16 protein-coding genes are annotated in these 18,825 nt (G+C 73.0%); 2 read left to right on the top strand and 14 right to left on the bottom strand.

Annotated elements, in window-relative coordinates:
- Positions 1–8 precede the first annotated feature (8 nt).
- Both ACQEU6_RS29115 and ACQEU6_RS29110 read left to right on the top strand, forming a co-directional pair.
- Complete coding sequence (locus ACQEU6_RS29115) at positions 9–1,238, top strand: hypothetical protein (RefSeq protein WP_499336243.1); 1,230 nt, start codon at positions 9–11, stop codon at positions 1,236–1,238.
- 23 nt (positions 1,239–1,261) lie between these two features.
- Entirely contained in the window at positions 1,262–2,065 is an 804-nt protein-coding gene (locus ACQEU6_RS29110) for an alpha/beta fold hydrolase (protein ID WP_499336242.1), read from the top strand.
- Between the two features lie 27 nt (positions 2,066–2,092).
- On the opposite strand, the gene ACQEU6_RS29105 is transcribed toward ACQEU6_RS29110, so the two are convergent.
- From ACQEU6_RS29105 to ACQEU6_RS29040, 14 genes are all read right to left on the bottom strand, one after another.
- On the bottom strand, positions 2,093–2,221 hold the full coding sequence (locus tag ACQEU6_RS29105; RefSeq protein WP_499336241.1) for a hypothetical protein: 129 nt from the start codon (positions 2,219–2,221) through the stop codon (positions 2,093–2,095).
- 113 nt (positions 2,222–2,334) lie between these two features.
- Positions 2,335–4,077 (bottom strand): thiol reductant ABC exporter subunit CydC, encoded by a 1,743-nt coding sequence (gene cydC, locus ACQEU6_RS29100; RefSeq protein WP_499336240.1) that lies wholly within the window; start codon positions 4,075–4,077, stop codon positions 2,335–2,337.
- An 88-nt stretch (positions 4,078–4,165) separates the two neighbouring features.
- Complete coding sequence (gene cydD, locus ACQEU6_RS29095) at positions 4,166–5,821, bottom strand: thiol reductant ABC exporter subunit CydD (protein WP_499336239.1); 1,656 nt, start codon at positions 5,819–5,821, stop codon at positions 4,166–4,168.
- On the bottom strand, positions 5,818–6,825 hold the full coding sequence (gene cydB / locus ACQEU6_RS29090; RefSeq protein ID WP_499336238.1) for a cytochrome d ubiquinol oxidase subunit II: 1,008 nt from the start codon (positions 6,823–6,825) through the stop codon (positions 5,818–5,820). Before cydB ends, cydD begins: the two co-directional genes overlap by 4 nt.
- 9 nt (positions 6,826–6,834) lie before the next feature.
- Positions 6,835–8,253 (bottom strand): cytochrome ubiquinol oxidase subunit I, encoded by a 1,419-nt coding sequence (locus ACQEU6_RS29085; RefSeq protein WP_499336237.1) that lies wholly within the window; start codon positions 8,251–8,253, stop codon positions 6,835–6,837.
- A 203-nt stretch (positions 8,254–8,456) separates the two neighbouring features.
- Positions 8,457–9,320: a S1 family peptidase gene (locus tag ACQEU6_RS29080; protein ID WP_499336236.1), complete on the bottom strand. Its 864-nt coding sequence runs from the start codon at positions 9,318–9,320 to the stop codon at positions 8,457–8,459.
- 145 nt (positions 9,321–9,465) lie between these two features.
- Positions 9,466–10,749: a hypothetical protein gene (locus tag ACQEU6_RS29075; protein ID WP_499336235.1), complete on the bottom strand. Its 1,284-nt coding sequence runs from the start codon at positions 10,747–10,749 to the stop codon at positions 9,466–9,468.
- Positions 10,749–12,014, bottom strand: a complete 1,266-nt coding sequence (locus ACQEU6_RS29070; protein WP_499336234.1) for an ATP-grasp domain-containing protein — start codon at positions 12,012–12,014, stop codon at positions 10,749–10,751. The genes ACQEU6_RS29075 and ACQEU6_RS29070 overlap by 1 nt, the downstream gene beginning before the upstream one ends.
- 11 nt (positions 12,015–12,025) lie before the next feature.
- Positions 12,026–13,423, bottom strand: a complete 1,398-nt coding sequence (locus ACQEU6_RS29065) for an MFS transporter (protein ID WP_499336233.1) — start codon at positions 13,421–13,423, stop codon at positions 12,026–12,028.
- Entirely contained in the window at positions 13,420–14,688 is a 1,269-nt protein-coding gene (locus ACQEU6_RS29060) for an ATP-grasp domain-containing protein (RefSeq protein ID WP_499336232.1), read from the bottom strand. Before ACQEU6_RS29060 ends, ACQEU6_RS29065 begins: the two co-directional genes overlap by 4 nt.
- Before the next feature lie 17 nt (positions 14,689–14,705).
- Positions 14,706–15,866 (bottom strand): hypothetical protein, encoded by a 1,161-nt coding sequence (locus tag ACQEU6_RS29055; protein ID WP_499336231.1) that lies wholly within the window; start codon positions 15,864–15,866, stop codon positions 14,706–14,708.
- The gene (locus tag ACQEU6_RS29050; protein WP_499336230.1) at positions 15,863–17,377 is read right to left on the bottom strand and encodes an iron-containing redox enzyme family protein; all 1,515 of its coding nucleotides are present in this window, start codon (positions 17,375–17,377) and stop codon (positions 15,863–15,865) included. The genes ACQEU6_RS29055 and ACQEU6_RS29050 overlap by 4 nt, the downstream gene beginning before the upstream one ends.
- Positions 17,374–18,453 carry a 50S ribosomal protein L11 methyltransferase gene (locus ACQEU6_RS29045; RefSeq protein ID WP_499336229.1) on the bottom strand — a complete coding sequence of 360 codons (1,080 nt, stop codon included), beginning with the start codon at positions 18,451–18,453 and terminating at the stop codon, positions 17,374–17,376. Before ACQEU6_RS29045 ends, ACQEU6_RS29050 begins: the two co-directional genes overlap by 4 nt.
- On the bottom strand, positions 18,450–18,812 hold the full coding sequence (locus ACQEU6_RS29040; RefSeq protein WP_499336228.1) for a Rieske 2Fe-2S domain-containing protein: 363 nt from the start codon (positions 18,810–18,812) through the stop codon (positions 18,450–18,452). Before ACQEU6_RS29040 ends, ACQEU6_RS29045 begins: the two co-directional genes overlap by 4 nt.
- Between the last annotated feature and the right edge of the window lie 13 nt (positions 18,813–18,825).

Below are 18,825 nucleotides of genomic sequence, written 5' to 3'. Positions count from 1 at the left end.
GGGCCGCCATGAGCGACACCGCGCAGACCCTGCGGGCGGCCGGCTCGCCCGCGCCGGCGCTGCCGCCGGCGGCCGCGCGATGGCTGGCCGGCGCCGCGCTCGTCTCGGCGACCGCCGGCCTCGCCGTCCTCCTCACACGGGTGACGGACGGGCTCCCCCACGTCCTGCCCGGGTACGCGCGCTGGCAGGACGAGGCGTACGCGAGCGTTCCGCAGTTCCTGCGCTGGTGGATCGGGGACGCCACCGAGGCGCAGTTCTTCAAGTCCGCGCCCGGCGGTATCGGCATGATCGCGGGCGGCCGGCTCGCGCACGCGGCCGCCCGGCGCGGCCGCCGCTGGGCCGGGTTCCCGCTCGCCTGCGGCACCGGCCTGTGGCCGTGGATGCTGGGCTCGGCCGTGCTCGGGCTTCTGCTGTCCGACCTCGCCTGGGGATGGACGATCCCGGCGACGGGCCGGTGGCAGCCCACCTTCGTGCCGTTCGTGTCCGTTTCTCCGGCGGTCGTGCTCGTCTACGGCGCGGGCTGGTCCGTCGCCGCCACCGGGGCGGTGCTCGGGGCGGCGCTGGCCACCCCGGCGGCGCTGGTCGTGACGAACCTCTTCTGCCTGCCCCTTCACCTGCCGAACGTCGTCGGCTGCGTCGCGGGCATGTCGGCAGGCGCCGTCCTGGCGTTCCTGATCTGCCGCCGCCTGCCGTGGATGCCCCGCCCCCTGCCCGCCGCGAAGCCCGCCGACCCGATCGTGACGGAACGCGGCGGGTTCGGAGGGGGCTGGGTGGTCAGGCGCGTGCTGGCCGACTTCACCGAGGCCCCGTTCCACGGCAACGAGCTGGCCTCCGCGGGCCTGATCGGCGCGACGCTCGCGGCGTACCTGCTCAACCCGCTGACCCCGGTGTACGGCAGCACCCTGCTGCCCGCGCTGCTGACCGCCCAGGTGCTGGCGGGGACGCTGGGCGTCCTGCTCTACCACCGGCGCTGGGTCGCCCTCGGCTGGTACCCGACGTTCGTGCCGGTCGTCTCGCTCGCGCCGGCGGCCGTCCTCACCTACGGGGGGACGGTGCAGGCGGTCGTCGCCGGGGCGGTGGGCGGCGCCGTCGCCGGGCCGCCCCTGGCCGCGATGATCTCCAGGCGCCTGCCCGCCGACTTCCATCCGTTCATCGGCAACGTGGCCTCGATGGCCGTGTGCACGCTCGTCGCCGTCCCTCTGCTCGGCCTGCTGCCGGGATTCACTTCTCCCCTCTGACCGGCCACAAGGAAGGATTCGCCTTGCGTACCGTCCAGTTCACCCGTGACGGAACCGTCCTCGGCGCGCAGGTCCGCGACGGCGACGGCCCCCCGGTGGTGCTGCTCCCCGGCGTCATGGCGGACGCCGCGACCTGGCGTCCCGTCGTCGAGCACATCGACCTCCCCAACCCGGTGCTCGTGCTCGACCGCCGCGGGCGGGCCGCGAGCGGGCCGCTCGGGCCCGGCTACTCGGTCCGCACCGAGGTGGACGATCTGCGCCACGTCCTCGACGGCCTCGGCGGTCTCGGTCTCTCCGGCGGGACGCACCTGTTCGGCTGGAGCTACGGCGGCCTGATCGCGCTGGAGGCCGCGGTCGGCCGCGCCGACCTGCGCTCGCTCACCCTGTACGAGCCGGTGGCCCGCCCGTTCGCGCCGGAGGCGCTGGAGCCGCTGCGCGAGGCGATCGGCCGGAACGACCTGGACCGTGCGGTGGAGCTCGTGAACACCGCCGTGTCCGGCTTCTCGGACGAGTACGTCGCCGAGCTCCGGCGGAGCCCGGTGTGGGACGTCCTCCGCCCGCTCGCGGAGCCTCTCGCGGTCGAGCTCGGCGCCGTCGACGGCCACCGGCCCGCCTTCGACGCCTTCGCGGACCTCGTCGCGCCGGTCACCCTGCTCCTCGGCGCGGACAACGAGGGGCGGCCGCCTTACGGGACCGCGTTCGCGCGGTTCGAGCGGGCGATGCCGCGAGCACGGGTGGTCCGCCTGCCCGGAGAGGGCCACCTCGCCCATGCCTCCGCTCCCCGGCTGCTCGCCGAGCACATCACGGACGCGGTGAAGGCGCACTGAGGCGTCCGCCCGGCGCGTGGCCTCAGCTCATGGCCGTGAGTACGCGGGACGCGGCGAGGAGAGCGCGTCGGCCCGGGCGGCGTTCAGGGCGCCGATCGTGGTGGCGAGGGCGAGGAGCACCATCGCGATCCGGAGGGTGATGCGCAAGATCTTCATCTGTGGAACCCCCGTTCCGTCGAACGGATCCTGTACCCCGTGTGATGCGGACGGACCGGGAAGTGTTCTCCGAACGTCTCAGAAAGGGCGAAACGCACCGTCCGGTGGACGGCTCACGTGAGCTGGGGAGCCGGGGCGATGGCCTGCTCGCGTCGCCAGAGCGCGCGGTAGGGGCCGGGACGGCTCACGAGGTCGGCGTGGGCGCCCCGGTCGGCGACGCGGCCCTCGTCCATGACGATGATCTCGTCGACGGCGTCCAGGCCGGCGAGGCGGTGGGTGACCAGCAGGGTGGTCCGGCCCTCGGTGGCGGTGAGGAGGTCGGCGGTCAGCTCGTCGGCGGTAGCGATGTCGAGGTGCTCGGCGGGCTCGTCGAGGAGCAGGATCGGGAAGTCGGCGAGCAGGGCGCGGGCCAGGGCGATGCGCTGGCGCTGGCCGCCGGACACCTGGGCGCCGTGCTCGCCGACGCGCGTGCCGAGGCCGTCGGGGAGGGACTCGACCCAGTCGAGGAGGCGGGCGCGGCGCAGCGCGTCGCGGATCTCCTCGTCGGCGGCGGACGGGCGGGCCAGGCGGACGTTCTCGCCGATCGTCGAGTCGAACAGGTGCGCGTCCTGGGCGCAGAGGCCGATGACCTGGCGGACGTCGTCGCCGGAGAGCGCGCGCAGGTCCACGCCGTTCAGGGACGTCCGGCCGCCGGCGGGCTCCAGGAAGCGGAGCAGCACGGCCGTCAGGGTGGTCTTGCCCGATCCGCTCGGGCCGACGATCGCGCAACGGCGGCCCGGCGCCAGATCCAGGGAGACGCCGTCGAGGGCGTAGGGCGCGCTGGGCGTCCAGCGGGCCCGGAGGTTCTCGACCGAAAGCGTGTAGGGCGCCCCAGGCAGGGCCGCGGGGGCGTCGGGCTCCTGGACCGGGGGCGGACCGTCCAGGACGGCGAAGATGCGCGCGGCGGAACGGCGGACCCGCTCCAGGTACTGCGCGGCCGAGGGCAGTCCGGCGACGACCTCGAACGCGGCCAGCGGCAGGAGGACGACGACCGCGAGCAGGACGCCGTCGAGCGCTCCTGAACGGACGGCCGGGACGCCGACGGCGAGACTGCCCCAGACGGCCAGACCGCCGGCGAGGGCGGAGACGGCGGCGCCGATCCCGGCGGTCGTGGCGGAACGGGCGGTGGCGCGCGTGAAATCGCGGTCGAGTCGCGCGGCCTCGGCGAGCTGCTCGGGAGCGGCGCCGTACGCGATGAGCTCCGGCGCGCCCTGCAAGGTGTCGACGACGTGGGAGGTGAGTTCGCCGCGCAGGTCGGTCGTGCGGCGCTCGGCCCGGCGGGAGAGGACGCCCGACATCCAGGGGGCGACGACCCCGGCGAGCAGCAGGGCCAGCAGGAGGACGACGCCCGCCGAGGGAAGCAGGAGCCAGGCCAGCCCGACGGAGGCGCCGCCGACGACCGCCGCCGCGGTGCAGGGCAGCAGCACCCGCAGGAAGAGGTCCTGGACGGCGTCGACGTCAGCGACCAGCCGGTTCAGCAGGTCGCCGCCGCGGAAGGCCGGGAGCCCGGCGGGCGCGAGCCTTTCCAGCCGCCCGTACACCCGTGCCCGCAGGCCGGCGAGGATCCGGAACGTCGCGTCGTGCCCGACGAGGCGCTCGACGTACCGGAAGACGCCCCGCCCCAGCCCGAACGCGCGGACCGCCACGATCGCGACCATCAGCATGAGCACCGGCGGATGCTGCGCCGCCCGCGAGATCAGCCACGCCGACGTCGCCATCAGCCCGACGCCGCTGCCGAGCGCCAGCACCCCGAAGAGCACCGCCAGGGCGAGCCGTCCCCGCGCGGGACGGGCGAACCGGAGAAGCCGGAAGATCATGCCGTCGCCTCCATCGTCGCGGCGCGCCACGAGGCCGCGGAGGTTTCACGTGAATCCTTCGCACCGGTGGGCGCGTGCGGGGAAGTGCTCATGCCGTCACCAGGGCCGGGGTCAGGGGGACGGTGCGGTCGGCCATCGCGGCCAGGGCCGGGCGGTGGGCCACGAGGACGACCGTGCGGGACTCCGCCAGGCGGCGGACGGCGTCGAGCACGGCGGCCTCGCTCTCGGTGTCCAGGTTCGAGGTCGGTTCGTCCAGGAGGAGGAGCGGGGCGTCGCGGAGGAAGGCGCGGGCCAGGGCGATGCGCTGGCGCTGGCCGGCGGACAGGCCCGCGCCGCGGTCGCCGAGGGGCGTGTCGAAGCCCGAGGGGAGGGCGTCGACGAACCCGAGGGCGTTCGCGGCGCGGGCGGCCTTGCGGACCTCGGCGTCGGACGCGTCCGGGCGGCCGAGGCGGATGTTGGCGGCGACGGAGCCCGCGAACAGGTGCGGCCGCTGGGGGACCCAGGCGATCCGCTCGCGCCAGGCGTCAGGGGAGAGGTCGGCGAGGTCGTCCCAGTCGACCAGGACGCGGCCCGAGTCGGGGCGGACGAAGCCGAGCAGCACGGCGAGCACGGTCGACTTGCCCGCGCCGCTCGGGCCGACCAGGGCGACCGTCTCGCCCGGGTGCACGGTCAGCGAGAAGTCGCCGAGGGCGGGGGCGCCGCGGCCGGGGTATGTCACCGTCACGCCGTCCAGCCGGAGCGTCGCGCGGTCCGGGCCCGGGACGTCCCGTCGCGTCCCGGCGGGCGGCGGCGGCGTTTCGAGGACCTCGAAGATCCTCGCGGCGGCGGTGAGGCCCTCGACGCTCGCGTGGTACTGCGCGCCGACCTGGCGGAGCGGGAGGTAGGCCTCGGGCGCGAGGATCAGGACGAGCAGCGCGGTCTCCAGGCCGAGGCCGCCCTCCACGAGCCGCAGCCCGATCGACACGGCGACCAGCGCGACGGACAGGGTGGACAGCAGTTCGAGGACGAGGGCGGACAGGAACGCGATCCGCAGGGTGGACATGGTCGCGCGCCGGTGCCGGCCGGTGATCTCGCGGATCCGGTCCGCCTGCGCCCGGGCCCGGCCGAAGATCTTCAGCGTGGGGAGTCCGGCGACGACGTCCAGGAAGTGGGCGGAGAGCAGGGAGAGCGCCCGCCACTGCCGGTCCATCCTGCGCTGGGTGGTGAGGCCGACCAGGATCGCGAAGACGGGGATGAGCGGCAGCGTCGCCGCGATCGTCACGGCGGAGAGCCAGTCGCCCAGCAGGATCCGCGCGCCGACCGCCACCGGGACGATCACCGCGAGGACGAGCTGCGGCAGGTAGCGGGAGAAGTAGTCGTCCAGCGCGTCGATCCCGCGGGTGGCGAGGGTGGCGAGCTCGCCGCTGCGCTCGCCGGACAGCCAGCCCGGCCCGAGCGCGAGGGCGCGGGCGAGGAGCCGGCCGCGCAGCTGCGACTTCACCGCGGCGGACGAGCGGTGCGCGGCGACCTCCTGGAGCCACGCGACGAGCGTCCGGCCGAGGACGGCGGCGAGGAGCAGCAGGAGCGGGGTGCGCAGGTCGCCGAGCGAGGCGCCGTGCAGGAAGGCGCGGCTGAGCATGCCGGCGAGGAGCGTCGCCTGGGCGATGATCAGCCCGGCGGTGGCGGCGCCGAGCAGCACCGACGCCGCGAGGAACGGGCGCGTCGTGCGGGCGTGGCGCAGCAGCCGGGGGTCGAGGGGCTTCATGCGACGGGCTTCTTCACGGGGATGTGGGAGGTGCCGATCCGCTTGCGGAAGACCCAGTACGTCCAGCCCTGGTAGATCATCACGATCGGGGTGAACACGGCCGCCACCCAGGTCATGATCTTCAGCGTGTAGCCGGACGAGGCGGCGTTCGCGGTGGTGAGGCCGCCGGTGCCGAGGGTGGACGGCAGGACGTCCGGGAACAGCGACAGGAACAGGGTCGCGACGGCGAGCACGATGGCGGCGCCGGTCCCGACGAACGCCCAGCCCTCGCGGCCGCGCCGGTTGGCCGCCGCCGCGGCGAGGAGCCCGGCGGCGGCGCCCGCGGCGGTGAACCAGGTGACGGGCTTGCCGTACTGGAGCTGGGTGATCAGCAGGAAGCCGCCCCCGGCGGCGATCGCGGCGACCGCGGCGAGGCCCGCGATCCGGCGGGCCCGCGCCCGGACGCCCCCGGACGTCTTGAGCGCGAGGAACACCGCGCCGTGCAGGAGGAACAGGGTCACGGTGGTGAGCCCGCCGAGCAGCGCGTAGGGGCCGAGCAGGTCGCCGAGGTCGCCGGCGAACTCGTGGTCGGCGTCCAGGGGGACGCCCCGGACCATGTTGGCGAACGCGACGCCCCACATGAACGCGGGCACGAGGCTGCCCCAGAAGATGCACTTGTCCCAGCGGGACCGCCAGCGGGCGTCGTCGCGCTTGCCGCGGTACTCGAACGCGACGCCGCGGATGATCAGAGCGAGCAGGATCGCGAGGAGCGGCAGGTAGAAGCCGCTGAACAGGGTGGCGTACCACTCGGGGAACGCGGCGAAGGTGGCGGCGCCCGCGACGATGAACCACACCTCGTTGCCGTCCCAGACGGGGCCGATGGTGTTGATGACGACGCGCCGCTCGACGTCGTCGCGGCCGAGGACGGGCAGCAGCATGCCGACGCCGAAGTCGAACCCCTCCAGGAAGAAGTAGCTCGTCCACAGGAAGGCGATGATGACGAACCAGGCGGTGGTGAGTTCCATGACCGGCCCTCAGTAGGCGAACGCGAGCGAGCGCTCGGAGTCGGAGTCGGATCCGGGGCCGTCGGACGGCGGAGGCAGCACCTCGTCCTCCGAAGGCGGCCCGGCCTTGGCGTACTTGAGCATCAGCCCCGTCTCGATGACCAGGAGGACGCCGTAGAGCGCGGTCAGCGACACGACCGAGATGAGCATCGACGACGCCGACACCCCCGGCGAGACGCTCGACGACGTCTTCAGCACGCCGAACACCGACCAGGGCTGCCGCCCCATCTCGGTGAAGATCCATCCGGCGGAGTTGCCGATGAACGGCAGGGTCAGCGACAGGACGCCGATCCGGTACACCCAGGGGCTGGAGGGGAGCCTGCCGCGGCGCAGCAGCCACAGCCCGGCCAGCGAGACCAGCGTCATGGCGATCCCGGCGCCGGACATGACGCGGAAGTTCCAGTAGATGACGGGGACCGCCGGCCGGTAGTCGCCGGCCCCGTAGCGCGCCTGCTCGGCGGCCTGGACGTCGTTGATCCCCTCGACCTCGCCGTCGAGGGTGCCGGTGGCGAGGAACGACAGCAGGCGCGGCACCTTGATCCCGAAGACCTCCTCGTCGCCGTTCAGCGTCCCGACCGTGAAGATCGAGAAGGAGGCGGGCCGCTCGGTCTCGTACAGGGCCTCCGCGGCGGCCATCTTCATCGGCTGCTGCTCGGTCATGACCTTGCCCTGGAGGTCGCCGGTGATCGCGACGCCGATGGAGGCGATCGCGGTGACGGCCAGCGCGAGCTTGAGCGACGGCCGGAACACCTCGACGTTCCTGCGGCGGGCGAGGTGCCAGGCGCTGACGCCGGCCATGAACATGCCGCCGGTGGCGAACGCCGCCGTCATGGTGTGGGGGAACGCGACGAGCTGGGTGGAGTTGGTCAGGACGGCCCAGAAGTCGGTGAGGACGGCCCGTCCGGACTCGTGGTCGATCCGGTAGCCGACGGGGTGCTGCATCCAGGAGTTCGCGGCGAGGATGAAGTACGCCGACAGGAGCGTCCCGATGTGCACGAGCCAGATGCAGCCGAGGTGCAGCCGCCTGGGCAGCCGGTCCCAGCCGAAGATCCACAGGCCGAGGAAGGTCGACTCGACGAAGAAGGCGAGCAGGCCCTCGATGGCGAGCGGCGCCCCGAAGATGTCGCCGACGAACCGGGAGTAGTCACTCCAGTTCATGCCGAACTGGAACTCCTGCACGATGCCGGTGACGATCCCCATCGCGAAGTTGATCAGGAAGAGCTTGCCCCAGAACTTGGTGGCCCGCAGGTACGCCGTCCTGCCCGTCCGCAGCCAGGCCGTCTGGAGCACCGCGACCAGCGCGGAGAGCCCGATCGTCAGCGGGACGAAGAGGAAGTGGTAGACGGTGGTGATCCCGAACTGCCACCGGGCGATGTCGACGGTGTCCATGGGCGCAGGCCTCTCCGGCTCATCTACTACAAGCTGTAGTACTACATCCTGTCAGAAATACTACGAGCTGTAGTACTACGCCGGGTGGTTAGTTGGGTCACTCCCTCCCGGACACGGCTGGACGGGGCGGCGCGAGGGGGGCGCCGCCCCGTCCAGGGCAGGTCTGCGTTCGGTCTGGCGCGCTGCGACGTCGCAGCGCCGGATCAGCTACTGGCGCGCGGGACGAGGCAGCCCGGGCGGTTGAAGTCGAGGACGCTGCCGGGGGCGATGCAGGCGGCCAGGGTGTAGGTCTGCTGGGCGTACCCGATGTTCGGGTGCACCGTGACGGCGCCGGACTGGTCGACCTCGCACGGGTTGTTCAGCGTGCAGCGGCCGCCGTCCTCGTTGATGGTGTTGTTCGCCCCGACGACCTTGCCGGTCGAGGCGTCGACCAGCGGGGAGCCCGAGGTGCCGCCGATGACGTTGCAGGAGGGGGTGTAGCGGATCGAGTCCTTCCACGTCCAGTCCCCTTCCCGGACGCGGTAGGCGAAGCCGTCGATGTTGCAGGAGTAGATCCTGCGCCAGTAGCCGGAGACCACGCGCACGTCGGCGCCCGCGGTGGGGTGGTCGAGCGAGAGTTGGAGCGCCGGCGTCCGGTACGCCTGCTGGATGGCCGCGTAGCTCTGGCTGAGCCGGTACAGGGTCACGTCGGTGTCGGTCATGGTGGCGTACAGGACCCGGTTGGCGCGCAGGGTGCCGAGCGTGCCCGAGCCGCTGGAGTTGAGCAGGCTGAACGTGCGGCTGGACGCCCGGTTCGTGATCACCTGTCCTGCGCCGGGCATGCCGCCCTCGTAGCAGTGGCCGTTGGTGAGCACGAGCGCCGGGTCGCTGTCGGCGGCGGTCGGGGTGCGGACGAGCGAGCCGGAGCAGTTGCTCAGGGCGACGATCCCGGTGAAGTCGACGGCCTTGACCTGGGCGGGGCGCGCGGGCGCGGGGGCGGGCGCGGCGGAGGCGGGGGCCGCGGAGGCGGTCAGCGCCGCGGCGCCGACGGCCGCCGCGGCGAGCATGCCGAGAATGCGTCTGTGCATGGCGGGGGGTCCTCTCCGGTGAGGGTGGCAGCGTGATGCTAACCACGGCACCGCCGTCCAGAAAGGGCGAAAGTGGACGAAAACGGAGGACGCCGCGGATCTGGCAGGCATTGCAAAGCCGGACCCGCGGCGTCCCTCCTCGGACTCAGTAATGGAACGCGGAGGTCACCCTCGCGCCCTTCGTGCCGAGGTTGACGACGGACGCCCCGCCGGACGGGACGGCCCGGCAGAACGCGCCGCCGTACCCGTCCGGGAAGACGAAGAGTCCCCACACGCCCAGCCAGTCCTCGACCGCGCCGGTCTCCGCGTTGAGCATCGGCTCCCCGGCGGGGACGACGCGGCGCTGGACGATGTAGTCCTCCTTCAGGCACTCGGCGACCGTTCCGGCCCACTCGCGGTCGGTCTGGTCCCAGCCCACGCGGATGCCCCTCCCCGACAGGCCCGCGACCGGCTTGAGGATCAGCTCCTCCCGCTCGGCGCGGACCCGGTCGGCCAGGCCGGGGGTGAGGGTCCGCGTCCAGGGCAGGATGCGGTCGATCAGGGCGTTCTCGTCCGGTGACAGCTCCGCGCGCATGTCGGGATCGGAGACGAGGGGCAGGCAGCTCTTGTAGGAGAGCATGGACGCCGTCAGGGGAGTCCACAGGACGACCCTCCCCTCCTCGTGGGCGCGCATGACGGCCTCGACGGGCTCGTCGTTGCGCGGGTCCCGCGCCACCTGGTGGGCGGAGAAGTACCGCAGGACGAGGTCGAGCGGACGGTCGTGCAGATACAGCCGCCCGTCCTTCTCCCGCACCTGGTCCACTTCGCCGATGAGCAGCTCGATGCCGTACCGCCTCATCGACTCCTGGAAGGAGCGGTGCAGCGACGCGTACGCGGCCATCCCGTCGACGGCCTCAAGCGTGGCGACGACGGGCGCCTCCTTCTGCGTGGCCTGGACGAACTGCCGCGCGATGGCCGCCGGAGTGTCGACGGTGGACAGGCCGTTCTCGTCGGCGAACGCGGCGAACTCCTCGTCCGCCAGCAGGCAGCGGTTGACCTCGCTCATGTCGACGCCGCCCAGCTCGCTGCCGATGTTGAACTCCAGCAGCCGGAACCGCGAGCCGTCGTCGTAGAGATCGGCCCGCCCGTACAGGATCGGCTCCGCGTCGAACCGCGTCATGAGGTCGGTCCGGCGCGCGTCGGCGCCGACCGCGGCGCAGAACTTGCGGCGGTCGCCGTCGAACAGCCGGTCCGGGAGGGCCGCCATCAGCCGGAACAGCCCGGCCAGATCGTCCGCCGCCTGACGGGTCCGCGCCGCGGACGAGAACAGCGGCCTGGTCGCCAGGTATCCGCCCCACGCCTCGGCGAACACGGGCGGGTACCCGGCCTTCGCCACGACGTCGCGCAGGGGTCCCTCGCCGGCCGCCTCCATGTACCTCGCGGTGACCATCAGGCGGTCTCCTCCACGTCCACGACCAGGTCTTTCTCGATCTTCCGGATGGCCTCGCGGTCGGCGTGGATCTGCTCCGGGTCCTCGTGGGCGAGGATGATGTAGCCCATCGTCATGCTGGCGAAGATGTCGGTGCTGGCGTCCACGTGGTCGCCGGTGCGCACCACCGCGACGGGCGAGTGGTAGCTCGGCAGGTCGCGGGCCCGGTCGTAGATCTCGGCGTTGCGCACGATCCCGGTCGAGTGCGACATCAGGAACACGGCCATGACGCCCCGGCGCAGCGTGTAGCCGGGCGGCAGCTCCGGCCCGCGCCCGCGCACCAGGTCGATCGTCCGGGTGACCTGGCTCTCCCCGGACGCGATGAAGGTGACCGCCGGGTTGCCCGCGCCGGACAGCCGCGCGTTGACCTCCAGCAGCCGGGGCCCGTCCGGGGTCATCATGATCTCGGTGTGCGCGGCCCAGTTGCGCAGCCCGACCGCGTCCAGGGAGGCGAGGCCGTAGTCGATCAGCTCGCCGTAGGCGTCCCGGTCGTAGGGCAGCCACTCGACGCTGTCGTACACCGCGATGCCCTCGCCGAACGGGACCCGCCGGTACTTGATCATGTCGGTGATCGAGTGCCGGCCCCGGTGGCTGATCGTGTCGATCGCGTACTCGGTGCCGGTCATCTGCTCCTGGACGAGCACCTCCTCGGCGAGCACGCCGAGCTTGTCGTGCGTGCCGATCATGGCGTCGAACAGCTCCCGCCAGCCCTGCCCGGCGGGCGCGCGGCCGACCCCGACCGTGCCCGCGCTGGCCGGCGGCTTGATGACCAGGTCCACGCCGTCCAGCCTCTCCCGCTCGATCCACGCGGCGACCTCGGCCGGGTCGGACGCGCAGATCTGCCGGGGGACGGGCAGTCCCGCGACGGCGACGGCCTGGTGCATCGCGTACTTGTGGCGCCGGGCGTCCATCAGCGCGGGGTCGTTGGACAGCTCGGGCGCGAGCGCGTCGGTGCACCGCTGCGCCAGTTCCAGCGCGGCCTCCGCGCCGTGGAAGATCGCCACCGGTTCGAGCGCGCCCAGCCGCGCGATCGTCTCCTCGACGTCGCCGTGATGGTTGATCACCGCGTCGTAGGCGGCGGGGTCGTAGGCCCCCCGCATCGGGGCCAGCGCCGGCCCGTCGTAGTCCATGACGGCGACGGGGCTGAAGCCGGCCTCGCGCAGCGCGGGCGCGAGCAGCGCCGACGAGCTGAACGGCCGGACGACGGCGACGACGGGTTTGCTCATGCTCTTCACCTTCAAGTCGGTTGATCCGTCGGTTGGCCCTGCGGCTCCCGCGTTCGCGCCTCGTCCGGCGCGCCCGGCCGGCTCGCGGCCATGGCGGGCGGCTCCTCGGCGTCCTTCGCGGGATCGTCCTCGCCGGGGCGCCGCCGCGACACCCCCGCGCCCGCGATCACCAGGACGCCGGCGAGCAGCCCGCACGCCCCGGTGAGCACCCACACGCCCGAACCCCACGCGTGCCAGGCGGCGATACCGATCATGGGGCCGACCGCGTACCCCACCTGCTGCGGGACGGTCGCCGCGGCGATGTAGCGGGCGCGCAGCGCGGACGGCGCGACGAGGCCGGGGTAGGCCATCATCGACGGCGCCGCGATGATCTCTCCGGCCGTCCACACCACGGTCGCGAGGACGAGCACCGTGACGGGGGACGGCCCGGTGTAGACGAGGTGGCCGACGCCGAGCATCGCCATGCCGAGCGCCATCGGCACCCCGATCGGCAGCCGCTGCGTCCACTTCGACAGCAGCACCTCGAACGCGATCACCATGAACCCGTTCACGGAGAGCAGCGCCGCGTACACCTTCTCGGTGTGGCCCGAGCCGGTGACGAACAGCGGCAGCGCGGCGGAGCTCTGGATGTAGGCGACGGCGGTGACGAAGAGGCCGAGGACGACCAGCATGAAGCGCCGGTCGGCGAACACCCGCCCGTATCCCGCGTGCTCGTCGTCGCCGGCGGCGGCGTCCTTGCCGGCGGGCTCGGGGTGGGAGCGCAGCGTCACGTAGGCGAGGACGCCGAACGCCAGCGACGTCGCCGCGTCCACGTAGAACAGCGCGTCGTAGGAGGAGTAGGCCAGCAGCAGCGCCGCGCCGATCGGGCCGACCGTGGTGCCGACGTTGAACGTCAGCCGCAGCACCGAGAACACGATGACCTGGCGGTCCTTCGGCGTCAGCTCCACGACCCAGGCGAGCGCGGCGGGCCGGTAGGCCTGCGCGGTCAGGCCCGCTCCCCCGGCGACCAGCGCGCCGGTCCACACGTTCGGGACGTGCACGAGCGCCGCGGTCAGCACCGCCGTGGCGGCCATCGAGCCGATGATGGCGCGCCGGTAGCCGAACCGGTCGGCGGCGGCGCCGCCCGCCGCCGACCCGGAGATGCGCCCGATCATCAGCGCGGTCAGCACCACGCCGCTCTCCCACGCGGTGAAGCCCTTGCCCGTGAGGAACAGCACCAGGAACGCGTTGAGGAACGCCGCCAGGTTGATGATCAGGTTGCCGAGGACGAGGATCCGGACGGTCCCGCTCATCTCCCGCAGCGTGGCGAGGATCGTCGGGTGTTCGGGTGAGCTCGGGTGTTCGGGTGAGCTCGGGTGTTCGGGGGAGTCCGCGGGTTCGGGCGGGTCCGCGGGTTCGGAGGAGCTCATGGCGCCGGCTCCAGCGGGACGCCCTCGAACGTGAAGTACCGTCCGGCGTCCGGGACGGCGGCGCGGGTCTCCTCCAGCGTCTCCCCGATCGCGATGACGTAGCCGGTGCGGGCCAGGCCGTGCGGTGGCAGCCGCACCCGTGCGCCGGGCTGCGTCCCGACCTCGACCTCCGCGACGGGCGGGCGCATCAGCTCCCGGTGCGCCGTCGCCGAGGTCACCTCCATGTCGAACGGGGGATAGGCGAACCGGATGGACGCGGCCCTGCGCGGCCCCGGGAACCGGGGGGCGGGGCGGCGTCCCACCGCGACGTCCGCCGCCGCGAGCGGCCCGTCGACGCCGGAGGTCAGCAGCCCGAGGTAGGGGATCATCCCGCCGCCGAGCCGGACGTTGATCTCGATGACGTGCTTCGCGCCGTCCGGGGTCAGCTTGAACTCGATGTGCGTGACCCCGTCGGTGAACCCGACCGCGGCGTGGACGCGGGTGAGCGTGTCGTGGAACCCGGTGTCGAACAGCAGCGGGTCGTTCGCGTCGACGTCGTGACCGATCTCCTCGAACGCCAGGTCGCCGCTGCCTCCGAGCACCTTGCGCGCCACGATCAGCGGCGTGCACTCCCCCTGGAACAGGACGCACTCGACGGAGATCTCCGGGCCGTCGAGGAACTCCTCCACGACCACGTAGTCATCGAACTGGCGGATGCCGCCCATCCGCGTCCCGTCGGTGAGGGCGAAGGCGGCGTCGAGGTCCCCCGGCTTCTCGACCTTGCTGAGGCCGAGGCTGCCGCCGAGGTTGCGCGGCTTGACGATGAGCGGGTGGCCGATCTCGCCGGCGAACGCGCGCGCCTCCTCCAGCGACGCCACGGCGCGGGACGCGGGCTGCGGGAACCCGGCGTCCCGCAGCGCCTCCCGCGTCGCGGACTTGTCCCGGCACCGCGCCACCGCGCCCGGGTCGAGGACGGGGAACCCGAGCGCCGCGCTGAGGTGCGCGGACGTCTCGATGTAGACCTCGTCGTAGCAGAACACCCCGGCGACCTCGTGGTCGCGGGCCACGTCGCGGGCCGCCTCCGTCAGCTTGTCCAGGTCGAGGCAGTCGACGACGGTGTGCCCGGCGATGTAGGGCTCCTCCCAGCTCGCCGGGGCCGGGTTGAGCAGCCAGAGCCGGTACCGCCGCGACACCGACTCCAGGATGTACTTCCGGTAGACCCAGTAGCTGCTCGCGACCAGGAGAAGGAGCGGACGCTCGCCGCCCGCGGGCGGGTCATACGACATACGGACCTCGATCGCAGTCAGGAGAAGTAGTCCTCGGGCCCGCCGCGCCGGCGGACGTCGAGGGTGGCGCAGTGGAAGCCGCCGCCGAAGGTGTTGACCGTGCGGAACGGGACGGGGATGGGGGTGAACCCCTCCTTCTCCAGCAGCCGCAGCAGCTCGGTCTCCTGCGCCTCGACGAAGATCCGGTCCTGGTCGAGCATCAGGGTGTTCATCGCGATCCACCGGCTGCAGAAGTACATCGTCTGGTCGGCGGGGATGGCCGGCTCGGGGCAGACCAGCACGTCCCAGCCGGCGAACATCTCCGGCAGCTCCGGCACCCGCTCGGGGTTGATCAGCACCCGGCCGGGGCGCAGCGGGACGAACGTGGCGTTCATGTGCATCGGGTGGTCGTCGGCGAACGCGACCTCGTGCACCCGGAACTCGCCGCCGAGCAGCCGCCGCACCCACTCGATGCCGAACCGGTTGGTGACGTGGCTGCGCTGCACGAGGATGTCGCGGCCGAACCGCATGAAGTCGCCCGCGTCCACGATCGGCTCGAACTCGGTGATGACCGAGGCGGCGTCCGGGAACCAGTCGTTGCCGGGGGGTGCGGGGGGCCGTCCCCCCGCGGAGGCACGGTCCCCCGGGGACATGGTCTCCGGCTTGGCCGCGGCGTAGCCGGGGTTGAACGACGCGTCGGTGAGCTGCGGCTTCGGCGCCGCGACCCAGCGCGCGCCGCGCCGGAAGTAGTCCTTGAAGATCGTCCGGAACGGGTGGGTGGCGAAGTAGTACGACCGCCAGCCCATCGTCGCCTCGACGATCTGGTCGCCCGCGACCAGCGCGATGTCGCGGGGGAAGGTGTGCGACGAGCCGCCGGTGGACGTCCAGTCGGCGGTCCCGAACGGGCGGGACTGGTCGACCGGGTCCGGGCGCCGGACCGTGACGCCCTCGCCCTCCAGGATCGACGCGAACCCGTCGAGCTCCTCGCGGGCCGCGTCGACCTGCTCCGCCGGGAAGCCGCCGCCGTTGCGCCGGTAGAAGTCCCAGGCCTCCGGCGGGACGGTCGCCTCGATCGCCGGATGCCACGGCGGGACGGCGGCGCCGTCGACGACGCCGACGATCACCTCTTCCAGCGGGTCCCACTCGTTGTACGAGCCGACGGGGGTCCGAGGCCCGGCCGGCGGTGCGTTCTCGGTCATCGCGACGTCCTCTCGACGGTTCGAACGGTCACCCGGGCCTCGGGCGATGCGGCCTTCAGGCCGTGCAGGCGGCCGCGCGGCACCAGCAGCACGTCGCCCGCGCCGAGCCGGTGCGGGCGGTCGGTCGCCCACGCGTACACGTCGGCCTCGCCGCTCGTGACCTCCACGAGCCGGTCGGTGTCGTACACGCCGGTACAGAACGGGCTGTCCGGACGGAGCGTGCTCGTCCCGGCGTCGTCCGCAGCGCGGGACGCCAGCGCGGCGCCCGCCTCGGTGTGCCGGTCGAGGTCGCCGGCCCAGGCGATCTGGGCGCGGAAGTCGGCGTCGCCGAGGCGCAGCAGGAGCTTGGTGTCCTCGATGCCGCGCACCAGCTCGGGGATGACCAGCTCGCCGTGCGTGCGGGCCAGGCCGAGCAGCAGGTTCTCGTAGGTCATCCGCCCGTGGTGGACGTCGATGTGCGCGTGCTCGTCGCAGTACTTGGCGTCCACGCGGTCGCCGTAGACGGCGCGGAGCATGGCGCCGGTGTCGGCGAACCCCTGCGCGAACAGCCACTCCAGGTACGTCACCGCGGCCATGTAGCGGAACATGCCGCGGTGGTCCTCGGTGAGCCAGTTGAAGTAGTTCACCCCGACCAGGGAGCTGGTCAGGTAGAAGTTCCAGTAGGCGTGCACGTCGGTGCGCAGGCCGACGCTGGCCAGCATCTCCTTGAAGATCGTGCTGTGCTTGGCGCCGTAGACCCCGTACCCGAACTCGTCATTGAAGATCTTGAAGAGCTCGGACTGCTCGACGCCGTAGGAGCCGCCGAGGTTGCGCGCCATCGCCGACGCCTCGGTCAGCGCGTCCAGCGCCAGCTGGACCAGGTGCAGCGCCGCGGCCTCCTCCGGCCGCCGGCACTCGGTGATCAGCTTCATGGTGCCGTTCACCCCGGCCGCCGGGTCCACCGCCGGGTTGCTCCCGGACGCGTCGGCGGGCGCCCCGGCGCCGCCGACCTCGGCGAGGAAGTACGCCTGGAGCTCCTCCAGCGTCCGCACCGGCGGGACGCTGACGGCGTCGTCCAGGAAGGAGAACGCGTACCGCTCCAGGCCCGGCCGGACGGCGTCGCGCAGCGCCCGCACCTCGTCGCCGTAGAAGAGCTCGAAGTCGTCCTTCGCCGAGGCCAGCCCGGCCGGGGGCAGCAGGATCATGTCGCTCTCGTAGGCGTTGCACAGCACGCGGCCGGCGACGAGCTGCCCGGTGCCGAGGAACTCCGCCTCCGTCGCCGGGACGGAGAAGTCCCGGCCGCCCGCGCCGGGCGGGCCGATCGGCCGCCGGAACGGGTTGCCCTCGATGAGCACCTCGGGCCCCGGCCGGAAGATCCGCTGCGAGCAGTACGCGGCGAGGGCGCTCGCCGACGCGGCCGTCGGCGCCGTCCCCGTCGTCACCATGCCCGTCTTTCTGGTGCCCGTCTTTCTGGTGCCCGTCTTACCGGCGCCCGGCGCCGCCGCGCCGATCGCCTCCGTGGCGGTCGTCACGCGACCACCTCCTCGGACTCCACCTCGAAGCGGACGCACTCGCCGTCGTGGGCGGCGACCAGCGACACCGGCAGGTCCGGCTGGACGTGCAGCGGGACGGGCAGGCACTGGATCGCCTGCTTCCAGTGCGAGTCGTGGCCGGGCGCGTTGTCGACCACGATCCCCGGCAGCAGCTCCATCTCGAACCAGAACGCGATCGCGTGCATCCTGCCCGCGGCCGTCGGCCGGACGGTCAGCTCGGTGCGCTGCGGGCGCGCGTCCGCCGTGTAGAAGTCGAAGTCGAACACCGTCACCGGCTCCGACAGCGTCCGGTGCTCGTGCCGGTGCAGCCGGGAGTCGAAGTACTCCAGCGTGGACAGCCGGTTGAAGGGCGCGAGGTCGAACCCGTAGAGCTTGCCGACGTGGTTCTTGCGGTGCAGCGGCTCGCTCTCGACCAGCTGCGCGATGATCCGTCCGCGCGACGGCATGATCGTCGCGTCCGGGGCGAGGAGGTGCTCGCGGGCGTGCGCGATCGTGCCGAGGATGCCCTCGCCGAGCAGCCCGCAGTCGACGATCTCGGTGACCAGCAGGCCGGCCCGCCTCGGCAGGTCCCCGGGCGCCGTCATGCGGGTGGACATCTTCGGCACCACGCCGACCGCGTCGTCGTAGCCCGCCACCCGGACCACCCGCGCCGCCGTCTCGGCGACCGACGGCTGGCCCTCGCAGGCCACGACCTCCCGCGCCCCGGCCCGCGCCGCCATCATCGCCAGCAGGCCCGACCCGGCGCCGATGTCGAGCACCAGCGCGTCCGGGGCGGACGCCACCGCCTGCCGGATCGCCCGGTCGTACAGCTCGGCGCGCTCCTCGTCGTGCAGCATCTCCCAGTGCCAGCGCGGGACGGAGCGCCGGACGGCCCGGTTCCGGCCGATCAGGGCCTCCTGGTTGTCGGCGTCCACGCCGAGGATCAGTTCGAAGGCCCGGGCGGCGTCCTCGTAGCGGCCCTGGTGGTGCAGGTCGCGCCCCCACCTGAGGAACTCGCCGAGCTCCATTGCGTCGCGGATGACGGTGACCGCGCCCTGCGGCTGTGCGCTGTTCATCGGCTCTCGGCCCCTTCGTCGTGGGTCGGGTCGGGCGGCAGGTTGGCGAGGATCTCCTTGCGGATGACCGAGACGGGGTCGCCGGTGTCCGGAAGGACCACGACGGCCTCGTCCCCGCTGCGCACCATCGGCAGGCAGGAGCGCTTCACGGCGGAGACGCCGACCTTCGTGCCGTGCCACGGGCAGCTGAGCCGCCGCCCGTCCGGGGTGCGGCGGGCCAGGCTGAGCGGGCCGCCGCGGTGCGGGCAGTGGTCGCGGACCAGCAGCGACCGCTCGCCCTCGTGCAGGACGAAGTAGCGGTCGTGGCCGACCATCACGGTGTTGTGCCGGCTCAGATCCATCACGATGACGCGGGCCATCGGCTCCTCTTGT

This window comes from Spirillospora sp. CA-108201 (assembly GCF_050936235.1).
Lineage (GTDB): Bacteria > Actinomycetota > Actinomycetes > Streptosporangiales > Streptosporangiaceae > Spirillospora.
Note: the sequence above shows the minus strand (reverse complement) of the source record. Positions and strands in the feature narration are given on the sequence as shown.

Excerpts from the sequence above, each read along its gene's own strand:
- ACQEU6_RS29115 (WP_499336243.1), top strand. The coding sequence starts at position 9 with ATGAGCGACACCGCGCAGACCCTGCGGGCGGCCGGCTCGCCCGCGCCG.
- ACQEU6_RS29105 (WP_499336241.1), bottom strand. The coding sequence starts at position 2,221 with ATGAAGATCTTGCGCATCACCCTCCGGATCGCGATGGTGCTCCTCGCC.
- cydC (WP_499336240.1), bottom strand. The coding sequence starts at position 4,077 with ATGATCTTCCGGCTTCTCCGGTTCGCCCGTCCCGCGCGGGGACGGCTC.
- cydD (WP_499336239.1), bottom strand. The coding sequence starts at position 5,821 with ATGAAGCCCCTCGACCCCCGGCTGCTGCGCCACGCCCGCACGACGCGC.
- cydB (WP_499336238.1), bottom strand. The coding sequence starts at position 6,825 with ATGGAACTCACCACCGCCTGGTTCGTCATCATCGCCTTCCTGTGGACG.
- ACQEU6_RS29085 (WP_499336237.1), bottom strand. The coding sequence starts at position 8,253 with ATGGACACCGTCGACATCGCCCGGTGGCAGTTCGGGATCACCACCGTC.
- ACQEU6_RS29080 (WP_499336236.1), bottom strand. The coding sequence starts at position 9,320 with ATGCACAGACGCATTCTCGGCATGCTCGCCGCGGCGGCCGTCGGCGCC.
- ACQEU6_RS29075 (WP_499336235.1), bottom strand. The coding sequence starts at position 10,749 with ATGGTCACCGCGAGGTACATGGAGGCGGCCGGCGAGGGACCCCTGCGC.
- ACQEU6_RS29070 (WP_499336234.1), bottom strand. The coding sequence starts at position 12,014 with ATGAGCAAACCCGTCGTCGCCGTCGTCCGGCCGTTCAGCTCGTCGGCG.
- ACQEU6_RS29065 (WP_499336233.1), bottom strand. The coding sequence starts at position 13,423 with ATGAGCTCCTCCGAACCCGCGGACCCGCCCGAACCCGCGGACTCCCCC.
- ACQEU6_RS29060 (WP_499336232.1), bottom strand. The coding sequence starts at position 14,688 with ATGTCGTATGACCCGCCCGCGGGCGGCGAGCGTCCGCTCCTTCTCCTG.
- ACQEU6_RS29055 (WP_499336231.1), bottom strand. The coding sequence starts at position 15,866 with ATGACCGAGAACGCACCGCCGGCCGGGCCTCGGACCCCCGTCGGCTCG.
- ACQEU6_RS29045 (WP_499336229.1), bottom strand. The coding sequence starts at position 18,453 with ATGAACAGCGCACAGCCGCAGGGCGCGGTCACCGTCATCCGCGACGCA.
- ACQEU6_RS29040 (WP_499336228.1), bottom strand. The coding sequence starts at position 18,812 with ATGGCCCGCGTCATCGTGATGGATCTGAGCCGGCACAACACCGTGATG.